The organism is Streptomyces sp. NPDC007205, assembly GCF_040634095.1.
Lineage (GTDB): Bacteria > Actinomycetota > Actinomycetes > Streptomycetales > Streptomycetaceae > Streptomyces.
On record NZ_JBEYEW010000010.1, the window covers coordinates 72,778 to 98,838 of the forward strand.

At 72.5% G+C, this 26,061-nt stretch carries 19 protein-coding genes; 11 read left to right on the forward strand and 8 right to left on the reverse strand.

What is annotated here, in order from left to right; translation table 11 throughout:
- The first annotated feature begins 70 nt into the window (after window positions 1-70).
- Window positions 71-1,888 (forward strand): prolyl oligopeptidase family serine peptidase, encoded by a 1,818-nt coding sequence (locus tag ABZ624_RS18860; protein ID WP_360089630.1) that lies wholly within the window; start codon window positions 71-73, stop codon window positions 1,886-1,888.
- A 7-nt stretch (window positions 1,889-1,895) separates the two neighbouring features.
- Here the strand turns inward: ABZ624_RS18860 and ABZ624_RS18865 are convergent, their stop codons facing one another.
- Window positions 1,896-3,707 carry an NAD-binding protein gene (locus ABZ624_RS18865; protein ID WP_360090033.1) on the reverse strand — a complete coding sequence of 604 codons (1,812 nt, stop codon included), beginning with the start codon at window positions 3,705-3,707 and terminating at the stop codon, window positions 1,896-1,898.
- 154 nt (window positions 3,708-3,861) lie between these two features.
- Here ABZ624_RS18865 and ABZ624_RS18870 point away from each other — a divergent pair, with 154 nt between their 5' ends.
- The 5 genes from ABZ624_RS18870 (at window position 3,862) to ABZ624_RS18890 (ending at window position 8,088) form a co-directional block, all read left to right on the forward strand.
- On the forward strand, window positions 3,862-4,878 hold the full coding sequence (locus ABZ624_RS18870; protein ID WP_360089633.1) for a permease: 1,017 nt from the start codon (window positions 3,862-3,864) through the stop codon (window positions 4,876-4,878).
- Window positions 4,875-5,588, forward strand: a complete 714-nt coding sequence (locus ABZ624_RS18875) for a TIGR03943 family protein (RefSeq protein ID WP_360089636.1) — start codon at window positions 4,875-4,877, stop codon at window positions 5,586-5,588. The genes ABZ624_RS18870 and ABZ624_RS18875 overlap by 4 nt, the downstream gene beginning before the upstream one ends.
- A gap of 67 nt (window positions 5,589-5,655) precedes the next feature.
- Window positions 5,656-6,549 (forward strand): helix-turn-helix transcriptional regulator, encoded by an 894-nt coding sequence (locus tag ABZ624_RS18880; protein ID WP_360089639.1) that lies wholly within the window; start codon window positions 5,656-5,658, stop codon window positions 6,547-6,549.
- Complete coding sequence (locus tag ABZ624_RS18885; protein WP_360089642.1) at window positions 6,546-6,791, forward strand: DUF397 domain-containing protein; 246 nt, start codon at window positions 6,546-6,548, stop codon at window positions 6,789-6,791. The genes ABZ624_RS18880 and ABZ624_RS18885 overlap by 4 nt, the downstream gene beginning before the upstream one ends.
- Window positions 6,792-6,876: 85 nt before the next feature.
- Complete coding sequence (locus ABZ624_RS18890) at window positions 6,877-8,088, forward strand: PH domain-containing protein (RefSeq protein ID WP_360089645.1); 1,212 nt, start codon at window positions 6,877-6,879, stop codon at window positions 8,086-8,088.
- Here ABZ624_RS18890 and ABZ624_RS18895 read toward each other — a convergent pair.
- On the reverse strand, window positions 8,085-10,142 hold the full coding sequence (locus ABZ624_RS18895) for an NAD(+) synthase (protein ID WP_360089648.1): 2,058 nt from the start codon (window positions 10,140-10,142) through the stop codon (window positions 8,085-8,087). The genes ABZ624_RS18890 and ABZ624_RS18895 overlap by 4 nt on opposite strands.
- A gap of 158 nt (window positions 10,143-10,300) precedes the next feature.
- On the opposite strand from ABZ624_RS18895, the gene ABZ624_RS18900 reads away from it, so the two are divergent.
- Window positions 10,301-11,272 (forward strand): ATP-binding cassette domain-containing protein, encoded by a 972-nt coding sequence (locus ABZ624_RS18900; protein WP_360089651.1) that lies wholly within the window; start codon window positions 10,301-10,303, stop codon window positions 11,270-11,272.
- The gene (locus tag ABZ624_RS18905) at window positions 11,269-12,066 is read left to right on the forward strand and encodes an ABC transporter permease (protein WP_360089654.1); all 798 of its coding nucleotides are present in this window, start codon (window positions 11,269-11,271) and stop codon (window positions 12,064-12,066) included. Before ABZ624_RS18900 ends, ABZ624_RS18905 begins: the two co-directional genes overlap by 4 nt.
- 120 nt (window positions 12,067-12,186) lie before the next feature.
- On the opposite strand, the gene ABZ624_RS18910 is transcribed toward ABZ624_RS18905, so the two are convergent.
- Window positions 12,187-15,351, reverse strand: coding sequence for a BTAD domain-containing putative transcriptional regulator (locus ABZ624_RS18910; protein WP_360089657.1), 3,165 nt, complete (start codon window positions 15,349-15,351; stop codon window positions 12,187-12,189).
- A gap of 274 nt (window positions 15,352-15,625) precedes the next feature.
- On the opposite strand from ABZ624_RS18910, the gene ABZ624_RS18915 reads away from it, so the two are divergent.
- The 3 genes from ABZ624_RS18915 to ABZ624_RS18925 all read left to right on the forward strand — a co-directional run bounded on the left by ABZ624_RS18915 (window position 15,626) and on the right by ABZ624_RS18925 (window position 20,603).
- Window positions 15,626-15,955 (forward strand): SAV_915 family protein, encoded by a 330-nt coding sequence (locus tag ABZ624_RS18915; RefSeq protein ID WP_360089660.1) that lies wholly within the window; start codon window positions 15,626-15,628, stop codon window positions 15,953-15,955.
- 14 nt (window positions 15,956-15,969) lie between these two features.
- On the forward strand, window positions 15,970-17,295 hold the full coding sequence (gene lysA / locus ABZ624_RS18920; RefSeq protein ID WP_360089663.1) for a diaminopimelate decarboxylase: 1,326 nt from the start codon (window positions 15,970-15,972) through the stop codon (window positions 17,293-17,295).
- 110 nt (window positions 17,296-17,405) lie between these two features.
- Window positions 17,406-20,603: a BTAD domain-containing putative transcriptional regulator gene (locus ABZ624_RS18925; protein ID WP_360089666.1), complete on the forward strand. Its 3,198-nt coding sequence runs from the start codon at window positions 17,406-17,408 to the stop codon at window positions 20,601-20,603.
- Here ABZ624_RS18925 and ABZ624_RS18930 read toward each other — a convergent pair.
- From ABZ624_RS18930 to ABZ624_RS18950, 5 genes are all read right to left on the reverse strand, one after another.
- Window positions 20,582-21,409, reverse strand: coding sequence for an ABC transporter permease (locus ABZ624_RS18930; RefSeq protein ID WP_360089669.1), 828 nt, complete (start codon window positions 21,407-21,409; stop codon window positions 20,582-20,584). The genes ABZ624_RS18925 and ABZ624_RS18930 overlap by 22 nt on opposite strands.
- Complete coding sequence (locus tag ABZ624_RS18935; protein ID WP_360089672.1) at window positions 21,406-22,392, reverse strand: ATP-binding cassette domain-containing protein; 987 nt, start codon at window positions 22,390-22,392, stop codon at window positions 21,406-21,408. Before ABZ624_RS18935 ends, ABZ624_RS18930 begins: the two co-directional genes overlap by 4 nt.
- A 123-nt stretch (window positions 22,393-22,515) precedes the next feature.
- Entirely contained in the window at window positions 22,516-22,821 is a 306-nt protein-coding gene (locus ABZ624_RS18940; RefSeq protein WP_360089675.1) for a hypothetical protein, read from the reverse strand.
- 38 nt (window positions 22,822-22,859) lie between these two features.
- Window positions 22,860-23,507 (reverse strand): ATP-dependent Clp protease proteolytic subunit, encoded by a 648-nt coding sequence (locus ABZ624_RS18945; protein WP_360089678.1) that lies wholly within the window; start codon window positions 23,505-23,507, stop codon window positions 22,860-22,862.
- Between the two features lie 278 nt (window positions 23,508-23,785).
- The gene (locus tag ABZ624_RS18950; protein WP_360089681.1) at window positions 23,786-25,408 is read right to left on the reverse strand and encodes a hypothetical protein; all 1,623 of its coding nucleotides are present in this window, start codon (window positions 25,406-25,408) and stop codon (window positions 23,786-23,788) included.
- Between the last annotated feature and the right edge of the window lie 653 nt (window positions 25,409-26,061).

Consider the following 26,061-nt stretch of genomic DNA (forward strand, 5'->3'; position numbering starts at 1 on the left):
TCCACAGGCTGGGTACACCCGCCACCCAATTGTCGGCGCGGCCAGGCAGTATGGGCGCATGACTGGGGCGATGAGTGAGAGCAACGGGCCGGGTGCGCGGGACGCGTCCGGCATGCCGGACTGGGAGAAGCGCTTCCGTGCGCCGCGGGTGTCGCTGCCCGACTGGGCGGAGGACGCGCCGGACCGCTCCCTGTTCGTGTCGAACGCGACGGGCACGTACGAGCTGTACGCCTGGGACCGTGCGACGGGCGAGCAGCGGCAGGCGACGTTCCGGCCGAACGGCACGACGGACGGCGTGCTCTCCCCGGACGGCACCTGGATCTGGTGGTTCGACGACAAGGACGGCGACGAGTTCGGCATCTGGCGCCGTCAGCCCTTCGGGGGAGGGGCGGACGAGCCCGCCGTCCCGGGCCTCGAACCCTCCTACCCGGCCGGCCTGGCGCTGGCCCGCGACGGCCGCACCGCGGTCGTCGGCCGCTCCACGGACGAGGACGGCACGACGATCCACCTCGCCCGTGAGGGCGAGGACGCCGTGGAGATCTACCGGCACCGCGAGTCGGCGGGCGTCGGCGACCTCTCGCACGACGGCTCCCTGATCGCCGTCGAGCACACCGAGCACGGCGACGCCATGCACGCGGCGCTGCGCGTGCTCCGCCCGGACGGCACGCCGGTCGCCGAGCTGGACGACACCAGGGGCGGCACCGAGGAACTGGGCCTGGAGGTCCTGGGCTTCGCACCGGTCGACGGCGACACCCGCCTGCTCATCGGCCACCAGCGCCGGGGCCGCTGGGAGCCGCTGGTGTGGGACGTGGCGACGGGCGAGGAGACCGACCTCGCCCTGGAACTCCCCGGCGACGTCAGCGCCGAGTGGTACCCGGACGGCTCGGCCCTGCTCATCGCCCACGGCTTCGAGGCCCGCAGCGAACTGTTCCGCTACGACCTGGCGAGCCGCGAGCTGACCCGCATCCCCACCCCGCCCGGCACGGTCTCCGGCGCGACGGCCCGCCCGGACGGCAGCGTGGAGTACCTGTGGTCGTCGGCGGCCGAGCCCCCGGCGGTGCGGTCCACCTCCGGTGGTGTGGTGCTGGACCCGCCCGGCATGGCCTGCCCGCCGTCGGTGCCGGTGGAGGACGCCTGGGTGGAGGGTCCCGGCGGCCGCATCCACGCGCTGATCCAGAAGCCGGCGGGCGCGAGCGGCCCCCTGCCGACGGTGTTCGACCTGCACGGCGGCCCGACCTGGCACGACAGCGACTCCTTCGCCGCGGGCCCGGCCGCCTGGGTCGACCAGGGCTATGCCGTGATCCGCATCAACTACCGCGGCTCCACCGGTTACGGCCGCGCCTGGACCGACGCCCTCAAGCACCGGGTCGGCCTCATCGAGCTGGAGGACGTCGCCGCGGTCCGGGACTGGGCGGTGTCCTCAGGCCTCGCCGACCCCGCCCGCCTGATCCTCACCGGCGCCTCCTGGGGCGGCTACCTCACCCTGCTCGGCCTCGGCACCCAGCCCGAGGCGTGGACGCTGGGCATCGCGGTCGTGCCCGTCGCGGACTACGTCACCGCGTACCACGACGAGATGGAGGCCCTGAAGGCCATGGACCGCACCCTGCTGGGCGGCACCCCGGAGGAGGTCCCCGAGCGCTTCGAGGCCTCGTCCCCGCTGACCTACGTCGACGAGGTCAAGGCCCCGGTCTACATCTCGGCGGGCGTCAACGACCCGCGCTGCCCGATCCGCCAGATCGACAACTACGTCAAGCGCCTGGAGACCAGAGGAGCGACCCACGAGGTGTACCGCTACGACGCCGGGCACGGCTCCCTGGTGGTGGACGAGCGGATCAGACAGGTGAGACTGGAGATGGACTTCGCGGAACGGCACCTGGGCGTTTCCTGAGGGAGGTTCAGCGGAGCTCCGCCAGGCCTCTGCGGGTGGCGGCGACCACCACCCGGTCCCCCTTCTCCAGCACATGGTCCGGCGCCGTGTCCGTCCGTCCCTCCAGTGCCAGCACCCTCCAGGACCCGGCCCGGAAAGCGTCCCGTACCGTGCGCCCCTCCAGCTGGGCGTGCCCGGCGACATCGACCGCGGCGAACAGCAGCACCCTCCGCTCCACCGCGATGGCGCCGAGCACCTGCCGCCCGAGCATCGCCCCGGCGAACGCGGGCGCGGCCAGATGCGTGACGCTCCGGCTGCGGGTCAGCGCCTGCGGGTACGCGGCCCGCAGCGTGCGGTACACGGCGGTGGCGAAGTCGTCGTCGTACAGCCGCAGCACCACGCGCAGGTCGGGGCGTACGGACCGGGCGTACAGCACGGCCTCCAGGTTCGTGGTGTCCGCGCTGGTCACGGCGAGCAGCGCGTACGCCCGGTGGATCTTGGCGGACTCCAGCACCCCTTCCTGGGTGACGTCCCCGAACACCACCGGCACCCGCAGCCGCCGCGCGGTCGCCAGGCCCCGCGCCTCCGGGTCGGACTCGACGCACACGACGGGGATGTTCAGCTCGCGCAGCCGGGTCAGCACCCGGGTGCCGATCTTGCCGAGCCCGAGCAGCACCACGTGCCCGCCGAGGCCGCGCGGCGGTTTGCGCAGGGCGGAGGCGGTGCGGAAGGTGCCCAGCGCCTCCAGCACGGCGGCCAGCAGCACCGGAAGCAGCAGCAACCCGACGAGCCCCGAAAGGAGTTGGAGGATCTGCCGGCCCAGCGGCGCGCCGATGGCCGGGTTGTCGATGGCGAACAGGTCGAGGAGTGTGTAGTAGAAGGCACGCAGCGGATGGATCCCCGGCGTGACCACCCACAGCGCCACGGCGAGCGCGACCACGCACGCCGTCGCGCCCGCCAGCGACCACCGCAGCCGCCGGGAGAAGAGCGAGGCGAGCGGCGGTACCCCGCCACGGCCGGGCGCGGCCGACTCCCCGCCGCCCGCCGACGACACCTGTTCCAGCACCACGGCCGCCCGCCCGGCGGCCTGCCGTACCTCCTCGTCGTCCGGCAGCAGCCGCGGCTCCTGCTCCCCGCCGCCCTCGGGATCCACGCCCGGCGGGGAGAGCAGGGCGAGTGTGCACAGCCCGGATCCGGCCGACGGCCGTTCGACGGCGCGCAGCAGCAGCCCCTCGGTCTGCACGACCTTGCTGGTGCCGGCGACGGCGGTGGCGGCCAGCGCGGGTGCGGCGGTGTCGGCGTCGGACAGCACGGTGGTGGACGCGTCCGAGCCGCCCTCGTCGTTGCCGGCGGCCAACGCGGCTGCCTGGTCGAGGAGTTCCTCGATGTGCTGGCCCAGCCGGCGGTTGTAGAGCCGGAGGACGAGCCGCAGCCGCGGGTTGAGCCGGCGGGCGGTCAGCGCGGCCCGGATGTTGGTCTCGTCGTCGTCGAAGACGAGGGCGAGCGCGGCGGCCCGTTCCACTCCGGCCTCGGCGAGCACGGTCTCGGTGACCTCGACGGCCTCCAGCACCGGTGGGATGTCACCGCCGTTGCCGCCGTTGCCCCCGCCGCCGGTGCTCGTGGCCGGCGCGGTGTGCGCGGGTCCGGTGCCGCCGCGGCCGACCGCGGCGCTCACCACACGGTCGAACAGGGCGGCCGACGCGGACCGGGCCCGTCCCACCACCGGAGGCCTGGCGGTGCGCTCGTTCGGCGGTACCACGAGGGTGACCTGCTCGCCGTAGACCCCGCGCAGCTCGGCTGCCAGCCGGTGCGCGAGCCCGTCGTCCCCGCACACCACCATGTGCGGGCCACTGGGCCCCCCTTGATACGGAACGCTCGCCATGAGGTGAAAGAGTGCCCCAAGGAGAAGGGTGGTTCCCGCAAGGGTGTGAACACCTGGGCGACGACTCGCGTACTGAGGGGGAGGGAGCCAGCACAGCCGGAGGTATCCACCCGTGGCCATCACCGAAGACGCCCCGCCCGGAGCCGACCGGCGGGCCCCCGTTCGGCCTGACCGGGACGGCCGCCGGCTCAGCTCCCCGCTGGTGCTGGTGCTGACGCTGCTGCTGGCGGTGCTCGCCCAGTCCCCGATCCGCGGGCTCCTCGGCACCCCGGCGATGCAGAGCTGGATGACGGTGTTCGTCGCGGTGACCGTGCAGGCGCTGCCCTTCCTGGTGCTCGGCGTGCTGCTGTCGGCGGCGATCGCGGTGTTCGTGCCGCCGTCGTTCTTCGCCCGTGCCCTCCCGCGCCGCCCCGCCCTCGCCGTCCCCGTGGCCGGGATCGCGGGTGCCGTGCTGCCGGGCTGCGAGTGCGCGTCGGTGCCGGTGGCCGGAGCACTGGTGCGCAGGGGCGTGACCCCGGCCGCCGCCCTGGCCTTCCTCCTCTCCGCCCCCGCCATCAACCCGATCGTGCTGACCGCCACCGCCGTCGCCTTCCCGCGCGACCCGGAGATGGTGCTGGGCCGCTTCCTGGCGAGCCTGCTGGTGGCGTGCGCGATGGGCTGGCTGTGGCAACGGCTGGGCCGCACCGACTGGCTGCGCCCGCCGGCCCACGGCGCGCACGAGGGCGCGACGAAGGGGGAGGCGTTCTGGAACTCGGTGCGGCACGACACGATGCACGCCGGCGGGTTCCTGGTGCTCGGCGCGATGGCGGCGGCCACGCTGAAGGCGGCGGTCCCGGCGGACTGGCTGCGCACCGCGGCCGGAAACCCGGTCTTCTCCGTACTCGCCCTCGCCGTCCTCGCCGTACTGCTCTCCATCTGCTCGGAGGCGGACGCGTTCGTCGCGGCCTCCCTCACCCAGTTCTCGCCGACGGCCAAGCTGGTGTTCCTGGTCGTCGGCCCGATGATCGACCTCAAGCTCTTCGCGATGCAGGCCGGCACGTTCGGCCGTACTTTCGCCCTCCGCTTCGCCCCCGCCACCTTCGCGCTGGCGATCACGGGCGCCGTACTGACCTCGGTGGTGCTGCTGTGAACCGCCAGTCCCAGGCCGCCGTCCTGTTCCTGCTCGGCGCCGCCCTGCTGCACGCGGGCGGCACCGGCCTCTACCTCCGGTACGTCAAGGCGGGCCTGCAGCCGCTGTTGCTGGCGTCCGGTGCGGTGCTGATCCTCGCCGCGCTGGCGACGGTCTGGTACGAGCGGAAGCGAGCCGCGGCAGCCGCCGGGGAGCACGTGCATCCCGAACCCCGCATCTCCTGGATGCTGGTGCTCCCGCTCCTCGCGCTCATCCTGGTCGCCCCGCCCGCCCTCGGCTCCTACAGCGCCCTGCGCTCGGGGACGGCGCTGCAAAAGCCGTACGCCTACGGCACGTTGCCCGCCGCCGACCCCGCCCCCCTCTCCGTGATCGACTACGCCTCCCGCGCCGCCTACGGCCACGGCCGCTCCCTGCACGGCCGCGCGGTCCGCGTCACCGGCTTCCTCGCCCTGGACCACTCGGGCGCGCCGTACCTGGTCCGCATGGCCCTCAACTGCTGCGCGGCGGACGCTCAGCCGGTGAAGATCGCCCTGACCGGCACCCTGCCGCCGGTCCTGCGGCCGGACGCCTGGCTGGAGGTCACCGGCACCTACAGCCCCGGCCTGACCCACGACCCGGTCAACGGCGGCCCCATCCCCTACCTGAAGGTCACGTCGGCCCAACCGGTCCCGGTGCCGCACGACCCGTACGACGAGACCTGGAACACCTGAGCCAACCGTGCACGAGCGCGTTATGCGTTCATGGGCGAATGTCGCGCAGGGTAACTAGGCTGGTTCGGTGCGTGATCTCGTACGGATTGTTTGTACGGCTTCGTGTGGGGTGCTGTCCGGGCAAGCGTGGGGAGTTCAGCCGTATGACGTCTACACGGAGGAAGAACCAGTCGGCCATGAAGATGCTGGGCCGTCAACTGGCGGCGGCCCGCGGGCGGCGGGCTTGAGCCAGACGGGCCTGAGTGCGGTGCTGCACATCGACCAGGAGACGATCGCAAGCATCGAACAGGGCCGACGCCTCTTGAAGTACAACATCGCCGAGATCTGTGATGAGTACCTCGGCACCAAGGGGACGTTGACAGCTGGGGTGGAGAACCTGCCGGAGGTCGATCAGTTCCCGTTGTGGGCTGAGGAGTACATGGACCAGGAGAAGGTGGCCATTGCGCTGTCGTTCTACGACAACGCCGTCATCCCGGGTCTTCTCCAGAACGAACCCTACGCACGCGCCGTGTTTCGCAACCGCGTTCCGGCGTATGAGGACGAGGAACTGGAGAAGACGCTACGACTGCGACTCGACCGCCAGGAGATCCTGCGCCGTAAGAGTCCACCGACTCTGAGCTTCGTGGTCTGGGAGCCAGCGCTGAAGGTCAAGGTCGGCACTGTGGAGGTCCACAAGGACCAGCTGCGCTTCCTGCGCGAGATGGCCGAACTCCCTTGCGTCTCGTTCCAGGTGCTGCCGCTCGACGGCCCCTCCCACGCGGGGCTGGATGGTCCCTTCACACTCCTTGAAACGCCTGACCACCAGAACCTCGCCTACACAGAGTCGCAGCGCGGCAGTCAATGGGTCTCCGACCCGGGAGAGGTGTCCCTCCTGACGCGTCGGTATGCGATGCTGCGGACACAGGCCCTGACCACCCAAGACTCGATGGGCCTGCTCGACCGCCTGCTAGGAGAGCAATGAGCACCGAAGCGCTTCAGTGGTTCAAGTCGACCTACAGCGGCAGCGACGGGGGTCAGTGCCTCGAAGTGGCCGTAGCCTGGCGCAAGTCCAGCTACAGCGGCGACGAAGGCGGCCAGTGCGTAGAGGTCGCCGCCTGCCCCCACACCATCCACATCCGCGACTCGAAGCAGACCCCCTCCCAGGACCTCACCCTGCATGTCAGCCCCGCCACCTGGGCCGCCTTCGCCTCCTCCCTCAAGTGAGCATGGTCCAGGCAACGCCTGACCCTCCTTCATTGCCGGAACCGGCACAAGAACACCCCGGTGGCCGAGGGACACAATCGCGGGCGTGAACCGCTCCGACCTTGTCTACCGGTCCCCTTGGAAGCGCACCGTGCGGTGGCTCGTCCCCCTCGGGGCGGGCGGGGTACTGCTCGCCGCGGTGGGGTCGGCGGGTGCGGGCGGCCCTGCGGACACGCTGCCGCTCGTGCTGGCGACCCTCGGGCTGTGCCTGGTGGCGGCCGCCGTGTGGTCGCTGTACCTGGTGACGGGCTGGACGCGCGCGGACGCGTACGGGCTGCACTCCTGGACGCTGCTGCGCCGCCGCAGCGTGCCGTGGCAGGAGGTCGCGGATCTGCTGGTCCGGGTGCAGACCCTGCCCCGGGGCGGGGAGAACAAGCGGGTCATGGTGGCGCTGCGCGACGGGCGCAGACTGCTGCTGCCCCAGCCGTCCAGTGCCGCGTACGGCAAACCGGCCTTCGCCGAACGGCTGGCCGCGCTACGCCGGTTGCACCGTCGCTACGGCGCTCCCGAGTCGACCCGGGTCCGCTATGTCACCGGCAAGAGCGTGGGGAGCGGCTGGGTGGCCCGGCTGTGTGCCTGCCTTCTGCTGCTCGTGGCGGCGGGTACGGCCGCGTGGTTCGTACCGGCCGCCACGGCGTACGAGCGGGCCTGGGAGAAGGCCGGGCCCTGCCTCGTCGGGACGTCCGACGCCGAGGCGTACGACTGCCTGTCCACCCTTCCCGCGGTGATCTCCCGGACGGATCCACGCGGGCCGAAGCAGCCCAGCTGGCTGTACTTCGCCGACGGCAGACCGACCGACCGGCTCCGGGTCTCCGCCGACGCCGCGCACGCGTTCCAGCCCGGCGACCGGGTGGAACTGACCGTCTGGCACCGCCAGGTGATGGAGGTCGCCGGGAAGCGGTACGTCTGGCACGACCACGTCATCACGGGCGGCAGCGTGGCCGTCATGGCCGCCGCGCTCACCCTGGCCGCGGGGTATCCGGCGGCCCAGGTGCTGCTGCGGCTGTGCGGGCGGCGGCACCGGCGGCCCGACGACGAGGTGCTGCCGTCGGTCCTGCCGTTCGCGGGCGCCCTCGCCGGTACGGCCGCCTGGCTGCTGCCGCTGTGCTACCTCCACCCCACGGACATGGCCGGCGCCACGGGGCCGGTCACCTGGCTGGCCCTCGGTTCGCTGGTCTCGGTCGCCCTGTTCGTCCTCGCCTGGCGAGCCACCCGTTTCCCGACGCCGGAAGACCCCGGAGCGCCGCGACTCGCCTAGGAGGACTGCCTGCCCTCCTCCCCGAGCAGGCCGAAGCGCTCCAGGTCCCGCAGCCAGGCGTGGGCGTTGCCGTCCGACGGGGCCCGCCAGTCGCCCCGCGGGGACAGGGAGCCGCCCGCCGAGACCTTGGGGCCGTTCGGCATCGCGGAGCGCTTGAACTGGGAGAACGCGAAGAAGCGGCGGATGAAGACCTCCAGCCAGCGCACGATCTCCGGCAGCTGGTAGGTGCCCCGGTCGGCCTCCGGGAAACCGGGGGGCCAGGCGCCGGCCTCCCGGTCGTGCCAGGCGTGCCAGGCGAGGAAGGCGATCTTGGAGGGACGGAAGCCGTAGCGCAGCACGTGGAAGAGGGTGAAGTCGTGCAGCGCGTACGGCCCGATCTTCGACTCGGTGGACTGCATCTCCTCGCCGGGGACGAGCTCGGGGCTGATCTCCGTGTCCAGGATCGCGGCCAGGATCTTGCCGGTCTCCTCGTCGAACTGCTCGCTGCCGATGACCCAGCGGATCAGGTGCTGGATCAGCGTCTTCGGCACGCCGGAGTTGACGTTGTAGTGGCTCATCTGGTCGCCGACGCCGTACGTGGACCAGCCGAGCGCCAGCTCGGAGAGGTCACCGGTGCCGAGGACGATGCCGCCGCGCTGGTTGGCGAGGCGGAACAGGTAGTCGGTGCGCAGGCCCGCCTGGACGTTCTCGAAGGTGACGTCGTACACCGGCTCGCCGGAGGCGAAGGGGTGGCCGATCTCCTTGAGCATCAGACGTGCGGTCGGGGTGATGTCCAGCTCGGCCGCGGTGACACCGAGGGCCCGCATCAGCCGGTGGGCGTTGTCCTTGGTGTGGTCGCTGGTGGCGAAGCCGGGCAGGGTGAAGGCCAGGATGTCGCTGCGCGGGCGGCCGGCGCGGTCCATCGCCCGGGCGGCGACGATCAGCGCGTGCGTGGAGTCCAGTCCGCCGGAGACACCGATGACGACCTTGGGGCCGCCGATCGACGCCAGGCGCTGCTGGAGGCCCGCGACCTGGATGTTGTACGCCTCGTAGCAGTCCAGGGCGAGGCGGTCGGCGTCGGCGGGGACGAAGGGGAAGCGTTCGAGGCGGCGGCGCAGGCCCAGGTCGGTCACCGGAGGGTTCAGCTCGAACGACACCGTGCGGAAGCCGGCGGTGCGGGCGGCGTGGGTGCGGCGGTTCTCACCGAACGTGCCCATCCGCTGCCGCTCCTGCCGGAGCAGGTCGAGGTCGACGTCGGCCACCGCGTACTGCTCGCCGAGCGGGAAGCGTTCGGTCTCGGCCAGCAGCACCCCGTTCTCGTAGATCAGGGTCTGGCCGTCCCAGGACAGGTCGGTGGTCGACTCGCCGAGGCCTGCCGCCGCGTAGACGTACGCGGCGAGGCAGCGCGAGGACGCCGAGCGGCACAGCAGCTTGCGGTCCTCGGCCCGGCCGACCGTGATCGGGCTGCCCGAGAGGTTGACCAGGACGGTCGCCCCGGCGAGCGCCGCCTCCGCGCTCGGCGGCACCGGCACCCACATGTCCTCGCAGATCTCCGCGTGCAGCACGAGTCCGGGGACGTCCTGCGCGGCGAAGAGCAGGTCCACGCCGAAGGGGACCTCCGCGCCGCCGAGCCGGATCGTTCCGCCTCGTTCGTCGTCGCCCCCGGCGATCTGCCGGCGCTCGTAGAACTCGCGGTAGTTCGGCGGGTACGACTTCGGTACGACGCCCAGGACCCGGCCGCGGTGCACGATCACCGCGCAGTTGAAGACCCGGTCGCGGTGGCGCAATGGGGCGCCGACGACCAGGACCGGCAGCAGGTCCGCCGACTCCGCGACGATGCGGGCGAGCGCCGCCTCGACGTCGTCGAGCATGGCGTCCTGCAGCAGCAGGTCGTCGATGGCGTAACCGGACAGGCCGAGCTCCGGGAACACGGTGACGGCGACGCCCTCCTCGGCGCACCGGCGCGCATGGCGCAGCACCGCCTCCGCGTTGGCGGCGGGGTCGGCGATGACGGTGTGGCCCGTGCACGCGGCGACACGCGCGAAGCCGTGCTGGTAGATCGACCAGAAGCTCAACGGGACCTCTTTCCGAAGCGACTTTCCCACAACAGGAAGCCTAAAGGGCGCCCGTCACCCACCGCCCACCTGCGGGTTTCAGTGTGCTGAAGCCCTCCCCGGCGGGCTGAAACCCGGCTGAAGCCGTGCTGAACCGCCCGGGCGGCAGTCTCTGCGGCATGACGACGACGGACCACGAACTCGCGATCGCGGCCACCGGGCTGCGCAAGTCCTACGGGGACAAGACCGTCCTCGACGGCATCGACATCCACGTGCCCGCCGGGACGGTCTTCTCCCTGCTCGGGCCGAACGGCGCGGGCAAGACCACGGCGGTCGGCATCCTGTCCACCCTGATCTCCGCCGACGGCGGACAGGCGCGGATCGCCGGGCACGATCTGACCCGCCAGGCCCAGGCGGTCCGGGCGGCCATCGGGGTCACCGGCCAGTTCTCGGCCGTGGACGGACTGATCACCGGCGAGGAGAACATGCTGCTGATGGCCGACCTGCACCACCTCTCCCGCCGGGAGGGCCGGCAGGTCACCGCCGCACTGCTGGAGCGCTTCGACCTGGTGGAGGCCGCCAAGAAGCCCGCCTCCACCTACTCCGGCGGCATGAAGCGCCGCCTGGACATCGCGATGACCCTGGTGGGCGACCCGCGGATCATCTTCCTCGACGAGCCGACCACCGGTCTCGACCCGCGTTCCCGCCACACCATGTGGCAGATCATCCGCGAGCTGGTCTCCGGCGGTACGACCGTCTTCCTCACCACCCAGTACCTGGACGAGGCCGACCAGCTGGCCGACCGCATCGCGGTGCTCAACGGCGGCAAGCTGGTCGCCGAGGGCAGCGCCGGGGAACTCAAGCGGCTCGTGCCCGGCGGCCATGTACGGCTGCGTTTCGCCGACCCGGTGGCGTACGAACGCGCGGCCACCGCACTGCGCGAGGTCACCCGGGACGACCAGGCGCTCACCCTGCAGATCGCCAGCGACGGCAGCCAGCGCGAGCTGCGCGCCATCCTCGACTGGCTCGACGCCGCCGGTATCGAGGCCGACGAGCTGTCCGTGCACACCCCGGACCTGGACGACGTGTTCTTCGCCCTGACCGGCAGTTCCGTACCTTCGCAGCCCACCGACAAGGAGACCGTCCGATGAGTGCCGCCGCCCCCCACACCGTCCGCGACAACCTCACCATGCTGCGGCGCAACCTCCTGCACGCCCGCCGCTACCCCTCCCTCACCCTGAACCTCCTGCTCACCCCGGTCATCCTGCTGCTGCTCTTCGTGTACGTCTTCGGTGACGTGATGAGCGCCGGCATCAACGGCGGCCACGCGAACCGCGCCGACTACGTCGCCTACCTCGTCCCCGGCATTCTCTTCCTGACCGCCGCCATGACCTCGCTCGGCACCGCGGTGTCCGTGTGCACCGACATGACCGAGGGCATCATGGCCCGGTTCCGCACCATGGCGATCTCCCGTGCCTCCGTGCTGATCGGCCATGTGATCGGCAGCGTGATCAAGACACTGCTGGCTCTGGTGCTCGTCCTGGGCATCGGTCTGGCCATCGGCTTCCGGCCCGACGCGACGCCGGTGGAGTGGATCGCGGTGATCGGGCTGATGGCGCTGGTCAGCCTCGGGCTGACCTGGATCGCGGTCGGCATGGGCCTGGCGAGCCCCAACCCGGAGGGGGCCAGCAACATGGGGACCCCGCTGGTCATGCTGCCGTTCCTGTCCAGCGCGTTCGTGCCGGTGGACGCCATGCCGAGCTGGTTCCGCTGGTTCGCCGAGTACCAGCCGTTCTCGCCGGCCATCGAGACGCTGCGGGGGCTGCTGCGGGGCAGCGGCATCGGCACGGAGAACGCGGTGCTGACCTTGGCGTGGTTCCTGGGGCTGTCGGTGCTGGGTTATCTCTGGTCCAGGGCGCAGTTCAACCGCGAGCCGAAGCGGTGACGTTCGCGGCGAGCGGCGCCTGCGGTGGGGGTGCGCGAAGTCGGCTGGCGGCTGGGGGTTCGTCGTGGCGGGCCGCGCAGTTCCCCGCGCCCCTCAGGCAGCCGCAGTGCCCGGCGCCCCTCAGAGCCCCGCCGTCAGCTCGCGCAGCGCCTCCGCTCGCAACTCCTCGCGGCTCAGGGCGGCGTACCTCGACCTCGCGTCGGCGTACGCCGCCCTGTCGGCGTTCTCGGCCACCGCCCGGGACCGGGACCGGGACAGGGTGGGGAACTCCCGCACCGCCGGCATCCGTTCCGCGAGCGCCACCAGCCGTACGGCTCCCCGTTCGCCCCGGGCCAGCCCGGCGAATCCGAGCGCCAGCACCATGGTGCCGTACACCGGCAGTTCCACCGGAGCGCCGTTGGCCGGAGTGCCGTCCGCCGGGGCGTCGGACAGCATGGCGAGCAGCCGTTCCCGCAGTTCCTCGGCGAGGCGGGTCACCGGCTCCAGCCGGCCGGCCTGGGCGTGCGCCGCCAGCGCCGCAGACCGCACCTCCAGCGACCATGGATCCACGAACGGGTCACCGGGGTACAGCAGGCTGTCCTCCCGGATGCGCTCCACCGCCCGCCGCCACAGCCCGAGCCCGACCTCGGTCAGCCCCCGGGCCAGCGCGATCTCCGCCCGGGCCGACAGATCGGGGGCGTAGATCTGGGCGGACTCCGGCGGCCGGTCGAGTGCCGCGAGCCCCAGCCAGTACTCCGCCTCCTCGATCTCCCCGCGTTGCAGACAGGCCAGCACCAGTCCCCAGCGCACCCCGACCGAGTCCGACAGGTCGCCGAACCGGCTGAACTCGCCGAGCGCGTCCAGCGCGGCCCGCAGATGGCCGTACGCCTCCGCGCCCCGCTCGGACTGCAGGCACAGCTGGCTGATCCGGCCGTGACTGAGCAGCAGGGTGGCCGGATTGCCGATCGGCTCCAGCGCTTCGAGCATCCGGCGGGCGTACGTCAGCGCGCGCTCCGTGTCGTGCTGGGACTCCCACACATAACTCGCCACGCCCGCCGAGATGCCCGCCAGCAGCGGCTCGTCGGACCCGCACAGTTCCTCCAGCCGCGTGAACTGCGGCGGATGAATGTCCGGGACGGCGCACAGCACGATCGCCAGCGCCCGCAGCAGGGTGTCCGGCGGCGCGGGCGGCAGCCGGCGCAGGGTGACCAACTGCCGTATCGCACGCGGGCCGTGGCCCATGAACAGGCTCGCCGCGCACACCGCTGCCGCGCTGCGGGCGGACTCCACGTCCTCGGGGCGGTCGGGGGAGGGGCGGAACCGGGACAGCGGCCCGCCGGTCTCGTTGACGAGGGCGACGAGCCGGTTGTAGTGGGAGTCGGTGGCCCACAGTGAGGCCAGTACGGCGGTGAGGGCGGCCGTGCTCGGCCCGTCGGCGCGGGCCAGGGCGTGGCGCAGCGCCAGGACGAGGTTGTCCTGCTCGGCCCGGACGCGCAGCCAGACGGGTACGGGGTCGCTGCTGAACAGCACGTCGTGGTGGGCGCGGCCGAAGTCCCGAGCCCAGGCGAGGAACCGGTCGGTGACCGTCTCCTCCTCGCCGGCCTCGGCACGCTGGGCGGAGCCGAACTCCCGCAGCGTCTCCAGCATGTGGAAGCGCACCCCGGACGGGCTGTCGCCCACCTTGATCAGGGACTGGCCGGCCAGCTGCTCCAGCAGCTCCAGCGCGTCACCGGTCTCGCCGAGCACGTACTGTGCCGCGTCCTCGGTGAAGCCCCCGGGGAAGACGGACAGGGCGCGCAGGGCGGCCCGGCCGTCGGGTTCGAGGAGGTTCCAGCTCCAGTCGACCACCGCCCGCAGGGTGCGGTGCCGCTCGGGCGCGTCGCGGGCGCCGCCGCGCAGCAGGGTGAACCGGTCCCTGAGCCGGCGCGAGATGTCGGCCACGGACAGCACCCGTACCCGGGCCGCGGCCAGCTCCACGGCGAGCGGCAGCCCGTCCAGGTGCCGGCAGATCTCGGTCACCGCTTTCATGGGCAGCTCCACGCCGGGGCGGGCGGCGCGTGCCCGCTGGACGAAGAGTTCCACCGAGGTCGCCTGGGACAGCTCCGGCAGGGCGTACACGGACTCCGAGGTCAGCCCCAGCGGCGCCCGGCTGGTGGCCAGGACCCGCAGGTCCTTCGCGCGTGACACCAGCGCCTGGACGAGCGCCGCCGCACCCGCGATCACCTGCTCGCAGTTGTCCAGCACCAGCAGCACGGGCCCGGTACCGAGCGCGCCGATGATGCCGCTCACCTCGTCCCCGCCGCCCGGGAACGGACGGCCCTCCGCGGCGCCGACCGCCGAGGCCACCTCACCGGCCACGTCGGCGTCGGCGGTGACACCGGCCAGGGCGACGAAGTGCACCACGGGCTGCTCGGCCGCCCGGCTCACCGCGTGCGAGAGCCGGGTCTTGCCCAGGCCGCCGGGGCCGACCACGGTGACCACCCGGGCCGCGCGCAGCAGCCCGGCCACGGCGGCGACGTCGGCGTCCCGGCCCAGCAGCGGATTCGGGTCGTGCGGCACACCGTGGCGGACCGGCGGTGCGTCCGCGCTCAGCAACTCCTGGTGGACCCGCTTGAGCCGGGGCCCGGGATCGGTGCCCAGCTCGTCCCGGAGCCGGCGGCGGTAGGCGTCGTAGCGGGTCAGTGCCGTGGCCCGGCCCGCGGTGGCGGCCTCGCAGCGCAGCAGTTCTGCCAGCACCTCCTCGTCCCGCACCAGCTCCTGAGCCAGTTCGGCCAGGGGTGCCGCGGCCTCCTCCCGCCGGCCCAGCCGGGCGAGGGCGAGGGCCCGGGAGCGGACCAGCGAGCGGTGCGCCCGGACCCGGTCGGCACGCAGCGCCACCACCGGGTCGTGCAGGTCCTCTCCCGCCGCGGCGCCCACGTTGCCGTCCCACAGGGCCAGCCCGGCCTCGGCCTCGGCCAGCGCGCCGTCGTGGTCCCCGGCCCGCGCGCGCTCGGCGCTCGCCGCCTCGCGCAGCAGCAGCGCGGACGCGTCGACCTGCGTCTCGTCCAGGGCCAGCCGGTAGCCGGCCGGTGTGCTCACGACCAGCTCGGCACCCAGCTGCGCCCTGAGCCGCGACACCAGGATCTGCACCGCCTTGCCCGGCCGCTCGGGCAGCTCGTCCCCCCACAGCCCCTCCACGAGCCGGCCCGTGCTGCAGCCGGTGCGCAGATCCTCCGCGAGCAGCGCGAGCAGACCGCGCAGCCGGGGTGCGGTGATCTCCCGCCCACGACAGGCGACTTGGGACAGCAGGGTCAGCTGGGTCGTCACGCCCCGAAGAGTATCCAGGGACATGGCCGGCGGGTGCCCCGCCGCTGCCGGGCTCGGGTCGCAGCGGCACCCCGCCGGCGCCGGTGAGCGTTGCCTGCCCCGCCCCGCTGCCGTCAGCATGTCGTCAAGGCCGTCCGGAACACCGTCAGCGTCCCGTCAGGGCACATCCGAAACCCCCGGCCCCGGGGCATAACGTCGACACCGCGCCCCGGCACCGCCTCCCCGCGTCCGGGGCCCCAGATCCCTCGCTCCCTGCCGAACCGGGAGGCACCCCATGGCAGAACTCCGCTACGGCGAAGACCCCGAGCCCTCCGATCCCTTCCCGGCCGGACTCCTGTACGTCCCGGTCCGGCCGGGACCCTGCGGGTGTGCGGCCCGGCTCTTCCGTACCCCGCTCGGCGAGCGTACGGCCGTCGGCTTCACCACCGAGCGCCGGCTGTCCGCCGTCCTCGGCCCCGGACGGCCGTGGATCCGCCTCGCCGAGCCCGCCCTGCGCGCGCTGACCGCGCCGCTCGGTGTCACCGCCCTCACGGTGGACCCGCGGTTCACCGCCCCGGCCGCCGCGCCGGTCACATCCGAGGTGCCCGCGCTGCGGGCCGCCTGAGGGGAGCGGACACGATGACCACGGTTCACGAACCCACCACCGCCGCCGACCTGTCGGTGTGGCCGGCCTCCACGACTGAGCTGCCGGACGGCGACCTCGCCGTCGGCGGCGTACCCCTCGCCGAGATCGCCGACCGCTTCGGCACGCCCGTCTACGTCCTGGACGAGGCCGAGGTACGCGACCGCTGCCGTACCTATCGGAACGCCTTCCCCGACGCAGAAGTCCTGTACGCCGCCAAGGCGTTCCTGTGCCGGGCCATGGCCCACTGGACGGCCGAGGAGGGACTCGGCCTCGACGTCTGCTCCGCCGGCGAGCTCGAACTCGCCGTCACCACCGGCTTCCCGGCGGAGCGGATCGTGCTGCACGGCAACGCCAAGTCGCCGCGCGACCTGGACACCGCGCTGCGTCTCGGCGTCGGCCGGATCGTCATCGACAGCCCCGCCGAGATCGCACGGCTGGCCGCCGCCGTCGGACCGGGCGGGCACCAGAAGGTCATGGTCCGGGTCGTTCCCGGCATCAGCGCGGGTGGCCACGAGAAGATCCGCACCGGTACGGACGGCCAGAAGTTCGGCCTGTCCATCGCCGACGGCCACGCGCAGCACGCCATCACCCGCATCCTCGACCAGCCGCAGCTGGAACTCACCGGCCTGCACTGCCACCTGGGTTCGCAGATCACCACCGTCAAGCCGTACCTGGTGGCCGTACGCCGACTGGTCGGTCTGATGGCCCGCCTGTACGAGCAGCACGGCCTGGTCCTGCCCGAACTCGACCTCGGCGGCGGCCACGGAATCGCCTACCGCCCCGGCGAACCGGCCCTGGACCTGACGGCGCTGGCCCGCCGGGTCCGCGCGGAACTCGCCGGCGCCTGCGCCACGGCCGGACTGCCGGTGCCCCGCCTGATCATCGAGCCCGGCCGGGCGATCGCGGGCCCCGCCGGGATCGCCCTGTACCGCGTCCTGTCGGTGAAGCGCACCGGCGACCACGTCTTCGTCGCCGTCGACGGCGGCATGAGCGACAATCCCCGCCCGGCCCTGTACGGCGTCCGGTACGCACCGCGCCTGATCGGCCGGCCCGGTACGGCGGACCGCGCCCGGGTCACCGTCGTGGGCCGGCACTGCGAGGCGGGGGACGTCCTGGCCGCCGGCGCGGAACTGCCCGCCGACCTCCGCCCCGGTGACCTGCTCGCCGTACCCGTGGCGGGCGCGTACCAGCTGTCCATGGCCTCCGGCTACAACCTGGTCGGCCGCCCGCCCGTGGCAGCCGTACGCGACGGCCACGCCCGCCTCCTGGTCCGCCGCGAGTCCCTGGAGGACATCCGCAGCCGCGACGTGGGCCTGTAGGACGCGGGGCGCGGCGCGACGCCCGGGACCAGGTGTCCGGATGGCCTTTACCGGGCACGGCCTGTGCTGGATGCTGTGTCGGGTCGTCGGTCGATCTCGGGGGAAGCGCCGTGCGCATAGTTCTGCTGGGTCCTGTCCAGGTGCGAAGACACGGGGACGGTGCGGACGGTGCGCCGCCGGCCGCCGTCTCGGGGGCCCGGCTGCGCATGCTGTTCGCCCGGCTGGCGCTGGAGGCCGGCCGGCCGGTGTCCGTGGACGCGTTGATCGGCGGCCTGTGGGGCGAGGACCCGCCGGCTGAGGCGGGCAACGCGCTGCAGTCCCTGGTGTCCCGGCTGCGCAGGGCGCTCGGGGGCGCGGCCCGCGTGGAGTCCGCCGCCGGGGGCTACCGGCTCACCGCGGACGAGGCGATGGAGGTCGACGCCGCCCGGTTCGAGGAGCTGGCCGCCGAGGGGCGCACGCGGTGCGCGGCGGGCCACTACGAAGAGGCGGCGGACGTGCTGCGCGAGGCGCTCGGGCTGTGGCAGGGCGAGGCCCTCGCCGACGTACGGGAGGCGCCGTTCGCCGTCGCTGTCGTCGCCCGCCTCGACGATCTGCGGGTCGCGGCGGCGCAGGACCTCTTCGAGGCCGAGCTGCGGCTCGGCCGGCACGCGGAGATCCTCGCCGACCTGGGCACGGCGGCAGCCGCCCACCCGCTGAGCGAGCGCCTGGCCGAGCTGCGGATGCGGGCCCTGTGGGCGGCGGGCCGTCAGTCGGACGCGCTCGCGGCGTACGAGGAGATCCGCGAGCGGCTCGCCGACGAGCTGGGCGTCGATCCGTCGGCCGGTCTCAGGGAGACCCACCTCGCCCTGCTGCGAGGCGAGTTGGAGCGCCCGGCGGCGGCCCGGCCGCACCCGGTGGCGAACCGGCTGCCCGCCCGGCTGACCAGCTTCGTCGGCCGCGAGCGCGAACTGTCCCAGCTGGCCGCGCTGATGGCCGCGTCCCGCCTGGTCACCATCGTCGGCCCCGGGGGCGCGGGCAAGACCCGGCTGTCCCTGGAAGCGGTCGGCCGGGACCGGGCCCAGGAACGCGGCCGCGTCTGGTTCGTGCCGCTCGCCGGGGTCGGGGCGCCCGGCCAGCTGGCCGACGCCGTGCTCGGCGCGGTCGGCTCCACGGACGGTGGCCTCTACGACGCCGGGCGCACCCAGGGCGCCGCACCGATCGACCGGATGGCGGAGCTCCTCGACATCGGCGACGCCGTCCTCGTCCTCGACAACTGTGAGCACATCGTCGATGCCGCCGCCGAACTCGCCGGTCAACTCCTGCAGCGGCTCCCGCAGCTGAGGATCCTCGCCAGCAGCAGGGAACCCCTCGCCATCGACGGCGAGGCGCTGTGCCACCTCGGCCCGCTCGACGTACCCGCCGGTGAGCCGGAGCCCGGCGAGGCGGCACGGTCGGCCGCGGTGCGGCTGTTCGTGGAGCGGGCCGCGAGCGTCCGGCCGGGCTTCACGCTCGATCACGCCACGGTCGGCGCCGTGGTCGAGATCTGCCGGCGGCTCGACGGGCTGCCGCTCGCCCTGGAGCTGGCCGCCGCCAAGCTGCGCTCGATGGGCGTCGACCGGATCGCCCGCCGCCTCGACGACCGCTTCCGGCTGCTGACCTCGGGCAGCCGCACGGCCCTGCCGCGCCAGCGCACCCTGCTCGCGGTCGTCGAGTGGAGCTGGGACCTGCTCGACGAGTCCGAACGGATCCTCGCCCGCCGTCTGTCCGCGTTCCCCGGCGGGGCGACGCTCACCGCCCTGGAAGCGGTCTGCGCGGACGCGGACCTCCCCGCCGACGACGTCCTCTACATCCTCGACGCGCTCATCGAGAAGTCGCTGGTCGACGCCTTGGACACGGGTGACGGCGAGCCGCGCTACCGGATGCTGGAGACCGTACGCGCCTATGCCGCCACCCGGCTCGACGCCTCCGACGTCGACCTCACCGGCCGGTTCGCGCAGTACTTTCTCGCCCTCGCCCAGGAACACGAACCCCGGCTGCGCACCGGCCGGCAGCTCGACGCGATCGCGGTGTTCGACGCCGAGCACCCCAATCTGGTGCATGCGCTGCGCTCGGCCGTGGACGCCGGGGACGGGGATCTGGCCGCCCGGTTCGTCGGAGCGCTGTCCTGGTACTGGGGTGTGCGCGGCATGAGTTCCCAACTGGATGCGGCCCTCGCCGAGTTGCGCGCCCTCGGGGGCGCGCGGCCCCGGGCGCGCCTGCCGGTCGCGGACGTGGACTCGGCGGGCGCCCGCGAGTTCCACCCGGCCGGGCTGTTCCTGCGTATCTCCCAGCTCGCCGTGTCCGACGACGAGCCGGAGTCCCCCGAGGCCCGCCTCGCGCGCTCGTTGCGGTCGCCCGACCCATGGGTGCGGGCCAGCGCCCATCTCGCGTACGACTTCGTCCTCACCGAGCAGGGTGATCTGCGTACCGGCGAGGCCTCCCGGCTGGCCGCGCTGCGCGGCTTCGAGGAGGTGGGGGACCGCTGGGGCCTGGTGATGAGCCTGCTCCCCATCGGCCGTGACCACTCGCTGCGCGGCGCGTACCCGCAGGCCATCGCCACGTTCGAGCGGGTGGTCGCACTCAGCTCGGAGCTCGGCACCGACGACTACCTGGACCTCGGCCGGGTCCGCCTGGCCCGCGAACGGCGGCGCAGCGGCGACCTGGCCGGCGCGCGGCGCGACCTGGAGTGGGCCCAGGCCCAGGCCAGGGAGCGGGGCCATCGCCGTCTGGAGGCCAACATCGTGGCCGGCATGGCCAATCTGCACCGCAGGGAAGGCGATCTGGCGGGCGCCGACCGGGTCCTGGACGCACTGGAATCGTTCGTCCGCAGCCGGTCCCTCCCCGAGGAGCCGGCCCGGGACCTGATCGTCAGCACCCGGATGGAGAACCGGCTGGCCGCGGGCGACGCCGCCGGGGCTCGGGCCCTGCTGCCCGAGGCGGCCGGCGGGCTGCTGGCCCAGGGTGCGGGGGCGGGCCTCGCCTGGGTCGCGGAGCTGCTCGGCGGGCTGCTCGCGCTGGAGGGCGACCCGGCCGGTGCGGCGCGCTCGCTCGGCATGAGCCAGGTGATGCGGGGCGCGTTCGACGAGGGGGAGCCCGAGCTGCGCGAACTCGCCGAGCGGCTGACACGGCGGCTCGGCGAGCAGGAGTACCGCGCGGCGTTCGACGAGGGCGCCGCCCTGTCGCGGGCGGACGCGCTGCACCGGCTGGCCGGGGAAGTCGGCCGGCCGGTGCAGCGCCCAGGTGCGCGGACGGACAGGGAAGGCGCGGATCACCCGACGTTCTTGCGGTAGGCGCGCATCGCCAGCGGGAAGAAGACCGCGACCATGCCGGCCATCCAGCCGAGGCTGCCGAGCAGCGGGTGCGCGACCGCGCCGCCGTTGAGCAGACCGCGCACGGTGTCGGCCATCAGGCTGACCGGGTTGATGTCCGACCAGGCCTGCAGCCAGCCCGGCATGGTCCGGTCCGGCACGAACACGTTGCTGGCGAAGGTCAGCGGCAGCACCACGATCGTCATCAGGCCCTGCACGGAACCGGGGGTCTTGGCCAGCATGCCGATGTACACCGACAGCCAGGAGAAGCTCAGCGCGAAACCGATGAGCAGGACCAGCGCGGCAAGTGTGGACAGGGGGTCCGTGCCGATCCGGTAGCCCATGATCAGGGCGAGGACCAGCAGGGTGCCGAGGCAGACCACGTAGCGCACGAAATCGGCGAGGACGGCGCCGACCAGCGGCCCCGAGCGGGCGATCGGCATGGACCGGAACCGGTCGAACATCCCGGTGCTCGCGTCGGCGTTGAGTGAGACACCGATGCCGATGCTCGCCTGGAAGACGGTCATCACCATGACCCCCGGCGTGATCAACTGCAGGTACGCGTCGTCATCGCCGCCGGAGATGGCGCCGCCGAAGATGTAGACGAACATCAGCAGGGAGATGACCGGTGTCAGCACCACATCGGTGAGCTGCATCGGGGACTTCACGAACTTGGTGACGCCGCGTCCGGCGAGGGCGAGGCTGTGCCGCAGGGACCGGGCCGCACCGACGCGCAAGGGGGCGGCGGCCTGTCGGGTGCTGTGGGCAGGGATGGTCTGAGCGCTCATGCCGCGGTCCTCTCAGCGAAGGTGTCGTCGTTCTGCTCGTCGTCGGTGGTGGCGGGGCGGCCGGTCAGGGCCAGGAAGACCTCGTCGAGGCTGGGCAGGCGCAGCCCCATCTCGTCGGTGCCGATGCCGTCCGCGGCCAGGCGGCGGGCCAGGGCGGACACCAGCAGGGGGTCGTCGGCGGGCACGGTCAGCAGCCCGTTCGTACCGTCCTGGACGGGGGCGGTGCCGGTGAGCTCGGTCAGCATCGCGGCCACCCGGGGCACGTCCTGCAGCAGCGACGGACGGGCCTGGAGGATCTGCCCGCCGACCCGGCGCTTGAGTTCACCCGGGCGGCCCTCGGCGACGACCCGGCCGCGGTCGAAGACCGTGATGCTGTCGGCGAGTTGATCGGCCTCCTCCAGGTACTGCGTGGTGAGGAGCACCGTGGAACCGTCGTCGACCAGGCGCCGGACCACGTCCCACACCTCGCCGCGGGCGTGCGGGTCGAGCCCGGTGGTCGGCTCGTCCAGGTACAGCACCTGCGGCCGGCCGACCAGGCTCGCCGCCAGATCCAGCCGGCGGCGCATCCCGCCGGAGAAGGTGCTGAGCGGCCGGTCCGCCGCCTCGGTCAGGGAGAACTGCTCCAGCAGCTGGGCGGCCCGTACCTTCGCGGCCCGCTTCGACAGATCCAGCAGCCGGCCCAGCAGTACCAGGTTCTCCGTCCCGGACAGGCCCTCGTCGACGGACGCGTACTGCCCGGTGAGACCGATGAGCTGGCGCACCCGCACCGGGTCCCGCACCACATCGTGCCCGCCGACCGTGGCCCGGCCGCCGTCCGGCCGCAGCAGCGTCGACAGGATCCGTACGGTGGTGGTCTTGCCCGCCCCGTTCGGCCCCAGCACACCGATCACCTTGCCGGCCGGCACCTCCAGGTCGACGCCGTCCAGCGCGACCATGTCCCCATAGCGTTTGACCAGGCCTTCGGCCCGGATGGCGTACGACATGTGCGCCCTCCCCATCTCTTCGCTCGTCCGCTCTCGCGGTGTTCGCCGCTCTCGATGAGGAAGACGGTGCCGGACCCTGCTGGCAGGCCACTGACAGACCGCTGGCAGCAGCCGACGAAGCTGTCAGCGGCCTGGCAGCCGTGGGGGTTCCAGCCTGGAGAGGAAGCGGTGCGCGTCGAGGGACTCCAGAGCCTTCGCCATCGTGCGCACGTGAATCTCCTTCTGCCGGCGCTCGAACATCAGCGACAGCGCGTCCCGCAGGGCGCGTGTCTCACCCACGAGCGCCTGAGCGGCGCGCAGCGCCGTGTACGTGCCCGTCGTCTGCGCCGGGTTGAGCTCGCTCAGTCGTTTCAGGACCGCCAGATAGGCATCGACAACCCGGCTCTCGGCCTCGGTGAGGGCCGGGATCTCGGGAGACTCGGGGAACATCGAAGACGCGACCGCCTGTCTGTACTCGTCTTCTGGGTTCAGTGCATGTCGCGCGGAGCGATCACGTGGTCCACGATCCCGTATTCCAGGGCCTGTTCCGCCGTGAGGATCTTGTCGCGCTCGATGTCCTCGCGGACCTTCTCGATCGGCTGGGCGCAGTGCTTGGCCAGCATCTCCTCCATCTGCTCACGCATCCGGAGGACTTCGTTGGCGGCGATCTCCAGGTCGGAGATCTGGCCGCGGCCGGTCTCGCCGTAGGGCTGGTGGATCAGCACACGGGCGTTGGGCAGCGCCATGCGCTTGCCGGGCGTGCCGGCGGCCAGCAGGACGGCGGCGGCGGAGGCCGCCTGGCCCATGCACACCGTCTGGATGTCCGGCTTGACGTACTGCATGGTGTCGTAGACCGCGGTCAGCGCGGTGAGGGAACCACCGGGGCTGTTGATGTAGAGGGAGATGTCCCGGTCCGGGTCCATCGACTCCAGGCACATCAGCTGGGACATGAGGTCGTTCGCCGATGTGTCGTCGATCTCCGCGCCCAGGAAGATGATGCGCCCCTCGAAGAGCTTGGCGTACGGGTCGTACTCGCGGACGCCGTTCGCACTGCGCTCGACGAAGCGCGGAACCACATATCGCGCCTCGGTGCGGCGCGGTCGGGCGGACGAGTCGAAGACGTTGCAGGAAGTCACAGCGCACCCCCGGGAAAACGTACAGGAGAAATGTACAGGACGTATAGAACGTACAGAGCTACGGTGCAAGCATGGCTTACGAGGTTTCGGTGATGCAAGCGCGAGCCGAGCTCGGGAAGACCGACTGGACGAGTGCGCGCAGCAGTTGCCGGAGCGGAGGAGCGAAGGAGCGGGTGATCGGTACGGTCGCCGAAGGCAGCTCAGGAACCACTCAGGGGCCTGATCCAGTGAGTGGATCAGGCCCCTGGCCTGGTACTTGCGCTGTCGGCGCTGCCGGCTCAGCCCCGCCTGCGGCGGCGGAAGCCGAGGAACAGTGCCCCGCCGAGGACAACGGCCAGTGCCGAAGCCCCGGCAGCCAGCGGCACCACGGGACTCGTGCCGGTGTCGGCCATGGCGCCGCCCCCCGTGCCGCTGGAACCCGCCGTACCGCCCGAGCCGTTGGCCTTACCGTCAGTGGCCTTACCGTCGGTGGCCTTACCGCCGGCGCTCGAACCGTGGCCCGGGGCGTGGCCCGAAGCGTGACCGGGGGCGTGGACGACGATCGCCGCGGTGTTGTTGCTCGCGTCGGGGTCGGTGCTCAGCGACGTCACCTTGATCGTTCCCGGCTTCAGGGCGGCCGGATCGACGACGCGCAGGTCGAAGGTCCAGGTCGTGTACTGGCCGGGGTCGATCCACGCGTCGTGGGTGTCCTGGAAGCAGAGGTAGTAGACGGCGCCCTTCCTGGGGGCGAACCTGACGCAGCCCTTGGGGGCGGTGACCGCCTCTGTCCCCGCCGGGAGATAGACACGGGTCTCGTACGGCGGGTCCTCGCCCAGGTCGCTGCCGAGCCACGCTGCCATCCCGGCGGGGCCCTTGTTGCGCACGCCGACCGTGGCCTTCACCAGGTCCCCGGCCTTCTTCTGCTGCACCGTGGTCCCCACGGCCTGGATGTCCGCGGTGTTGTCGACGTCGAACGCGATGGTCGCCTCGATGTCCTGCGGCTTGGCCGGGGGTGCGGAGGCCGGGCGCGGCGTCAGCTTCAGTTCACCACCGGAGCCGCGGTGGTGGGGCTGGTTGCTTCCCCACTGGAAGGTGCCCCCGTACGAAATGCCGAAGTGGCCGTTGAGCACGGCAGTGTCGGCCGTCACCGAACCCAGGTCCAGGTCGTACGAACCGTTGACGTCGACCGGACCCTTGACCTCGCAGCGGACCAGGCCGGCGCCGTGCCTGGCATCGCCGTAGGTGCTGTACTCGCAGTTGCTGAACTCCTCGTCGGGCGTCAGGCCCTCGTAGTTCATGGTGACCACCGTGGTGTCCCGTGGCGCGGCACCGTAGTTCGTGAATCCGCTCGTCACCTTCATGGAGGTCCCCGGCTTCACCTTCTTGGCGCCGGGGGTGCGCTCCAGCCGGTCGGGGACCAGGCCCACGTCGGGGACCGTCACCTTGACCGTCCGCGATGCGAGCCGGACCCCGTGCGACTCCACGGTCATGCGGATCTCGCCCGAAGCCCCGACCAGCGCGCCCTTCGCACGCCGCAGACCGATCTGGAACTGGTCGAGTCCACGGGGCACGAGCCCGTGGCCCTCCTCGCAGACCAGGATGTGGTCCGCCTTCTCCGGGCACGAAGTCACATCGGCGATGCCTTTGAGTGACGTGGTGTCGAGGGTGAACGTGTAGGAGTCGACCTTGGTCGTCCCCCTGTTGGACACGTTGACGATCAGCGGACCGCCCGTGGGCTGATACGGATAGGCATCCGCGGTCGTCGCGCTGTCCAGCACGACCTTCGTGCCGGCCGGGGCCGACGCCGCCACCGCCGATCCGGTCGACGCTTCCGTCAGTGCCGTCGCCGCGACGACGACACACGCGGCCAGTCCCGCCCACCTCACGCCTGCGGTTCCGGCACGAGCCGGAATCGATCTCATACGAGCTCCCTCTGGTGGTTTAGGGCACCGGAAGATCCCCGAAGCCACCCGCGATGACCCCCAACGCCACCGGAAAGTTGTACGGAACCCGCACGAACGAACAGGCGAGTCCCGTTTCGGCTGTCGGGGTGGCGGGATTGGTGATCGGGTCTTCCAAGCGAAGGCGCCTGCTGTTCGAGCAGCCAGTGATCCGCTCCGCCAGGAATCGCTGATGCCAGTCCAGCCGTGGAGGCAGGCGCTGCGCGCGCCGTGCTCTCCTGCTTGGCCGTAGAAGAGACTCGAGGCCCTGGCCCCTCAGAAGCTCGCGCAGTGGAGATGCGCGCGGCGCTCGGCCGGCGCTTCGTCCTGGTAGGGGCAAGCGGTCGGCACTCCCTTGAGGAGTTCGATGCGCGCCCGCTGCTCTTTTCCAAACCAGAGGTCGCCACCGCTCGGATCCGCCGCTTCTCCGAAGCGATATGCGCCGAGTGGGCCACCCACCGAAGGAGCCGGCTGCAGCGGCCGCAGCGATGCGCCTTGACGGGAGATGACACGGCCCCCGCAGACCTGTGGCCGATTGCTTGCGCGTCCACCCGCGCTCATGGCCCGCGCCATGGCAGGGGCGTCTGCGGCAGCAGCCGGCGTGGCCGGGTTACTGGCCTCTCTTTGCGGTCGGC

Bases quoted from the DNA above. Each gene is read 5' to 3' on its own strand.
- ABZ624_RS18950 (WP_360089681.1), bottom strand. From the start codon at position 25,408: ATGAGATCGATTCCGGCTCGTGCCGGAACCGCAGGCGTGAGGTGGGCG.
- ABZ624_RS18940 (WP_360089675.1), bottom strand. From the start codon at position 22,821: ATGTTCCCCGAGTCTCCCGAGATCCCGGCCCTCACCGAGGCCGAGAGC.
- ABZ624_RS18860 (WP_360089630.1), top strand. From the start codon at position 71: ATGAGTGAGAGCAACGGGCCGGGTGCGCGGGACGCGTCCGGCATGCCG.
- ABZ624_RS18900 (WP_360089651.1), top strand. From the start codon at position 10,301: ATGACGACGACGGACCACGAACTCGCGATCGCGGCCACCGGGCTGCGC.
- ABZ624_RS18885 (WP_360089642.1), top strand. From the start codon at position 6,546: ATGAGCACCGAAGCGCTTCAGTGGTTCAAGTCGACCTACAGCGGCAGC.
- lysA (WP_360089663.1), top strand. From the start codon at position 15,970: ATGACCACGGTTCACGAACCCACCACCGCCGCCGACCTGTCGGTGTGG.
- ABZ624_RS18905 (WP_360089654.1), top strand. From the start codon at position 11,269: ATGAGTGCCGCCGCCCCCCACACCGTCCGCGACAACCTCACCATGCTG.
- ABZ624_RS18930 (WP_360089669.1), bottom strand. From the start codon at position 21,409: ATGAGCGCTCAGACCATCCCTGCCCACAGCACCCGACAGGCCGCCGCC.
- ABZ624_RS18865 (WP_360090033.1), bottom strand. From the start codon at position 3,707: ATGGTGGTGTGCGGGGACGACGGGCTCGCGCACCGGCTGGCAGCCGAG.
- ABZ624_RS18935 (WP_360089672.1), bottom strand. From the start codon at position 22,392: ATGTCGTACGCCATCCGGGCCGAAGGCCTGGTCAAACGCTATGGGGAC.
- ABZ624_RS18915 (WP_360089660.1), top strand. From the start codon at position 15,626: ATGGCAGAACTCCGCTACGGCGAAGACCCCGAGCCCTCCGATCCCTTC.